This is a genomic window from Streptomyces sp. 150FB, from assembly GCF_000818195.1.
Classification (GTDB): domain Bacteria; phylum Actinomycetota; class Actinomycetes; order Streptomycetales; family Streptomycetaceae; genus Streptomyces.
In genome coordinates this window covers 5,337,032-5,341,656 of sequence record NZ_JTHL01000001.1, presented here as the reverse complement: position 1 = coordinate 5,341,656, position 4,625 = coordinate 5,337,032, and the positions used below count along the sequence as shown (strand labels likewise).

Below are 4,625 nucleotides of genomic sequence, written 5' to 3'. Positions count from 1 at the left end.
GGTCGGCGGCCGACGTGCCGTGCGTCCAGCCCGCGGCGTCCGTCGCGCCGCGCACCCGCGTCGCCACCGTCGCGGGGAACATCCGGTCCGTACGGTCGGAGACCGCCACCTCCCGCGCGGCGAGCACGGGCAGCAGCTCGGCGCCCGGCGTGCCCGAGTCCGTGGTGACCCGGTCGGCCACGGCGGCGAGGCGTTCACCGAGGCGGTGCGCGTACGCCAGCAGGAAGGACTGCCGGAAGGTCTTCGTCCGCTTGCGGCCGGCCGTACGCTGCTCCGCCTCGGCGCGGGTCATCGCCGCCGTCCCCTGCACCAGCAGCGAGGTGTACAGCAGCTCGACCGCTTCCATGTCGGGCTCGAACCCGACCACCGTCGAGAAGCCGAACGCGCTGTTCCAGACGGCGCGACAGCGGTTCGCCGAGGCGACGGCGTCGAGGAGGATCGCCTTCGCCGTCTCGTACGGAGGGTCCACCCCGATCCGGCAGGCACCCGGCACATCGCCCCGCCGCGTACGGTCGGCGAGCAGCGCCTCGTCGATGCTGTGGCGCGCCATCAGTTCCTGGGCCTTCGCGGTGAGCGCCTCGGCCTCCTGCGGGAAGCCGGTCCCCTCCGCCTTGGCGAGCAGGGCGCGGATCCGGACCAGCACGCGCGGCTCGCCGTCGGCGGCCGGCAGGTGGACGGGCGTACCGGGCACCGGGCCGACCGGCTCGATCGCGGGCAGTCTCGCGAGCAGCCGGTACAACTCCAGCACGGCGGTGGCGGCCGAGAAACGGTCGCCCCGGTTCGAAGCGGACTCCGCCGCCTCGGCCGGCTCCGCCAGCTCGGCCACCTGCGCGGCCCAGCGCGGCGCGAGCCGCCCGTACCTCCGCACCTCGGCGGTGATCAGCCCGGCCACGATCCCGGCGTGGGCCTCGGTGAGGTCGCGCCTGACGAGGCGCACGACATCGGCGGGCTCCCAGCCGCGCTCCCAGGCGAGGCGTACGTACAGCTCGCCGCGCCGGCGCAGCTCCGGATCGGCCGCGGGGTCGGCGGCGAGCAGGGAGGCCCCGGTGTCGATGCCCTCGCCGTCGTCGCGCCCGTCCACGCCCTTGCCCATGGCGAGCGCGGCGGCGATCGCCTGCTCGACGGTGGTGTTACCCATGAAGACCATGGTCCCAGGTCACCCGGTGCAGGACGGACGCGGTCCCGACTTATCCACAGGCTGTGGATATCGAACCCCTGCTCGACGCTAGGCTGAGGGGACTCAGCGAGGGGGACGTACGTTCATGGGCGAGAACAATGGGTGAGAACAAGCGACGCATGCTGGCCGGGGACTGGTACCTCCCCGACGACGAGGAACTGCTGGCGCAGACCGTACGCCGCGTCGCGCTCTGCGCGGCGTACAACGGCGCCGAGGCCCGGTCGCCCGCCGAGCGCGCCGAGATCCTGTCGGAGCTGCTCGGCTCGGTGGGCGACGCCGTCCGCATCCGGCCGCCGTTCAACTGCGACTTCGGCACGTACATCACCATCGGCGCCCGCACGTTCATCAACTTCAACGCGGTGTTCCTGGACGCGGCGCCGATCACCATCGGCAGCGACGTCCAGATAGGCCCGAACGTGCAACTCCTCAGCCCGACCCACGAACTCGACGCGGAACGCCGGCGGGCGGGGTGGGAGAAGGCCCAGCCGGTGACCATCGGCGACAACGTCTGGCTGGGCGGCGGCGTGATCGTCTGCCCGGGAGTGACCATCGGCGAGAACACCGTGGTCGGCGCCGGTGCGGTCGTCACGAAGGACCTACCGGCCGGAGTCCTGGCGGTCGGAAACCCGGCGCGGATCGTGCGGAGCCTCTGAGCCGGGGCGTCACTTCCGCCAGAACAAGTGGTGCGTGATGCCGCTCGGGCTGGGTACGACGTCCAGGTTGAAGCGGTCGAGCAGCTCGTCCGGGGACTCCCAGAGGCGTAGTCCGGATCCCAGCTTCGTCGGTGAGACCGCCACATGCAGGGTGTCGACGAGGTCGGCGTCCAGGAACTGCCGGATGGTCCTGACCCCGCCGCCGAGTCGGACGTCCTTGCCCTGCGCCGCCTCCCGCGCCTGTCCGAGGACCGTGGCCGGGTCGCCGTCGACGAAGTGGAAGGTGGTGTCGGAGAGCGTGAACGACGGACGCTTGTGGTGGGTCAGGACGAACACCGGGGTGCGGAACGGCGGCTCGTCGCCCCACCAACCGCGCCACTCGTGGTTCTCCCACGGGCCGCGCTGGGGCCCGAACTTGTTGCGGCCCATGATCTCGGCGCCGATGTTGCGTGGGTAGTCCCGCGTGAGGTAGTCGTCGAGGCCCCGGCTCCCGCCGGGGGCGGTGCGCATGGGCCAGCTCGCCGTGGCGCCGGCCCAGGCGAACAGCTTCCCGGGATCTACGTGGCCGAACGGGCGCTCGAAAGTCTGGTCCTCCCCGGCCCCGATGCCGTCACTGGAGACGTTGAAGTTCTGAACTCTCAGTAGCTGAGTCACGTGTTCCTCCCGCGCTGTTCGCACTGTTCGCGCTGTCCGCGCTGTCCGCGTTCTCGATGACGGGTCATGAGACTCCCCGGGGCCCGGAAACTCATCGCCGCGTCCCGGACCCGCCGGAAACGGAAACCGGGCCGTCCCGTCAGTCCGCCCCGCCCGGCCGTCCCGTCAGTCCAGCGTCGCGCGGCAGGCGAACTCGCACCACACCACCTTGCCCCGCAGCGGCCGCGCGTGGTCCCCCCAGTCCGAGGCGAGAGCCGTGACCAGCAGCAGGCCGCGCCCCTCCTCGGCCTCCCTGTCCACGGACTCGATCCCGGTCGGCCACCTCGGGGGCGTACGGGACGGGTCCCCGACCTCGATGCGCAGCCGGTCCCCGGCCCCCAGCAGGGCCAGGGAGACCGTCCCCCGCGTACAGCCGCACAGGCACACCCCGTGCCGTACGGCGTTGGTGACGAGTTCGCTGACGGCCAGCTCCGCCGTCGCGATCAGCCCGGCGCCCACCCGCCACAGGGAGAGCACCTCGCGGGTACGGTTGCGGGCCCTCGACGCCGCCTCCGGTTTGTGCGGGAGCGGGAGGCGGGTGAGGGGCAGCCAGGGGCGCCGTCGGGGGTCGTACACATCGTGTACAAGTCCATTGTCAGTGAGCATCATTACTCTCGGACATAAGTGGGTCACCGAAAGCAACCATGGTGCCCGAGAGGAGTGTCGACATGCCACCTCACAAGGCCATGACCTTGCTGGATGCACCCGATGCGCCCGGCGCGCGCACCCCCTGGCGAACGCGCCCCCACCCCGCCGGGAACACACGATCAGAGAGTGATCACCAGTTTCCCGGCCGCGTGACCGGCCTCGCTCTCCGCCTGCGCCTTGGCCGCGTCGGCGAGGGCGTACCTCTCACCGATGCGCACGTGAAGCGCGCCGTCGGCCGCCAGCGTGAGGTGCTCGGCGAGCCCCGCGCGCTGCTTCTCCGGCGGGATGCCGCCGCTGGAGAAGGTCACCCCCAGGTCACCGGCCGCCATGTCGGCGATGGTGACGACGCGGTCGGTCGTGCCGCCGCGCAGCTCGATCGAGTCGGGCAGCGCGCCCTTGCCCGCCGTGTCGAGGACGGCGTCGACGCCCTGCGGAGCGAGCGCGCGCACGCGCTCGACCAGGCCGTCGCCGTACGTCACGGGTGTCGCCCCGAGCGAGCGCACGAAGTCGTGGTTGCGCTCCGAGGCCGTGCCGATCACGGTGGCGCCCCTGGCCACGGCGAGCTGTACGGCGACGGACCCGACCGCGCCGGCGGCGCCGTGCACGAGCAGCGTCTCGCCCTCCTTCACGTCGAGCAGGTCGAGCACCCGCGCGGAGGTCTCGCCGGCGACCGGGATCCCCACCGCCTGCTCCCAGCTCAGCGCGGCCGGCTTGTGGGCGATCACCCCGGTCAGGGCGTGCTGGGCGTACGAGCCGCCCTTGGCCCAGCCCACCACCTCGTCGCCGACGGCGAATCCGGTCACGCCCTCACCGGTCTCGTCGACGACTCCGGCGACCTCGGTACCGGGGACGGCGGGGAGCGGTGTGTGGAAGGCCTGTTCCATCCATCCGTGGCGGACCTTGAAGTCCACCGGGTTGACGCCGGCGACCCGTACGGCCACCCGGACCTCTCCGGGGCCCGCGTGCGGCTCGTCGATCTCCTTGAGGTGCAGTACGTCGGGACCGCCGAACTCGTCGAACACGATCGCTTGCATTCCAGCCTCCACCTGATCTGTCGGGACGTCACGCCGATCTTCTCCCGGCACAACCTCGGCCACCCGCCGATATGTTCCGGTTGAGGCGCGTCGTACCCGACTGTCAGAGCCTGCTGCGAGACTCGCTCACATGACCGGACGATGGGCTCTCGCCCCGGTGGACGGCGGCGGCGCGCTGCTGGCTCCGCTGGGTGCCGACGGGCGCCCGGCCGGGCCCGTGCTGCGGGAGCCCGACCTGGTGGCGGCCGTCAGGGCGCGGCTGCCGGAGGTGGACCGCTGGGTGTGGCGCGCCACCGGGGAGGTGTATCCACGGCTGCTCGCCGCCGGGGTGCGGATCGAGCGGTGTTACGACATCGAGGTGGCGGAACTGCTGCTGCTCGGGCATGAGGGGCGGCTCGGGGAGCCCCGTTCGGCGGCGGC

The 4,625-nt window shown here is 72.2% G+C and carries 5 protein-coding genes and 1 pseudogene; 2 read left to right on the top strand and 4 right to left on the bottom strand.

What is annotated here, in order from left to right:
* Window positions 1-1,093: DUF2786 domain-containing protein (locus tag QR77_RS22980; RefSeq protein WP_040028500.1), on the bottom strand; the 1,093-nt coding region annotated here is incomplete at its 3' end.
* A 182-nt stretch (window positions 1,094-1,275) separates the two neighbouring features.
* On the opposite strand from QR77_RS22980, the gene QR77_RS22975 reads away from it, so the two are divergent.
* Entirely contained in the window at window positions 1,276-1,830 is a 555-nt protein-coding gene (locus QR77_RS22975; protein ID WP_040024009.1) for a sugar O-acetyltransferase, read from the top strand.
* 9 nt (window positions 1,831-1,839) lie between these two features.
* Here QR77_RS22975 and QR77_RS22970 read toward each other — a convergent pair whose 3' ends face one another.
* From QR77_RS22970 to QR77_RS22960, 3 genes are all read right to left on the bottom strand, one after another.
* Window positions 1,840-2,484 carry a dihydrofolate reductase family protein gene (locus QR77_RS22970; RefSeq protein WP_040024008.1) on the bottom strand — a complete coding sequence of 215 codons (645 nt, stop codon included), beginning with the start codon at window positions 2,482-2,484 and terminating at the stop codon, window positions 1,840-1,842.
* 165 nt (window positions 2,485-2,649) lie between these two features.
* Window positions 2,650-3,099 (bottom strand): ATP-binding protein, encoded by a 450-nt coding sequence (locus QR77_RS22965; RefSeq protein ID WP_052488992.1) that lies wholly within the window; start codon window positions 3,097-3,099, stop codon window positions 2,650-2,652.
* A 191-nt stretch (window positions 3,100-3,290) separates the two neighbouring features.
* On the bottom strand, window positions 3,291-4,205 hold the full coding sequence (locus QR77_RS22960) for an NADP-dependent oxidoreductase (RefSeq protein WP_040024007.1): 915 nt from the start codon (window positions 4,203-4,205) through the stop codon (window positions 3,291-3,293).
* A gap of 130 nt (window positions 4,206-4,335) precedes the next feature.
* Between QR77_RS22960 and QR77_RS48980 the strand changes: the two are divergent.
* Window positions 4,336-4,625 (top strand): annotated as a pseudogene (locus QR77_RS48980) (bifunctional 3'-5' exonuclease/DNA polymerase); the annotation flags it as partial.

Excerpts from the sequence above, each read along its gene's own strand:
- QR77_RS22975 (WP_040024009.1), top strand. The coding sequence starts at position 1,276 with ATGGGTGAGAACAAGCGACGCATGCTGGCCGGGGACTGGTACCTCCCC.
- QR77_RS22960 (WP_040024007.1), bottom strand. The coding sequence starts at position 4,205 with ATGCAAGCGATCGTGTTCGACGAGTTCGGCGGTCCCGACGTACTGCAC.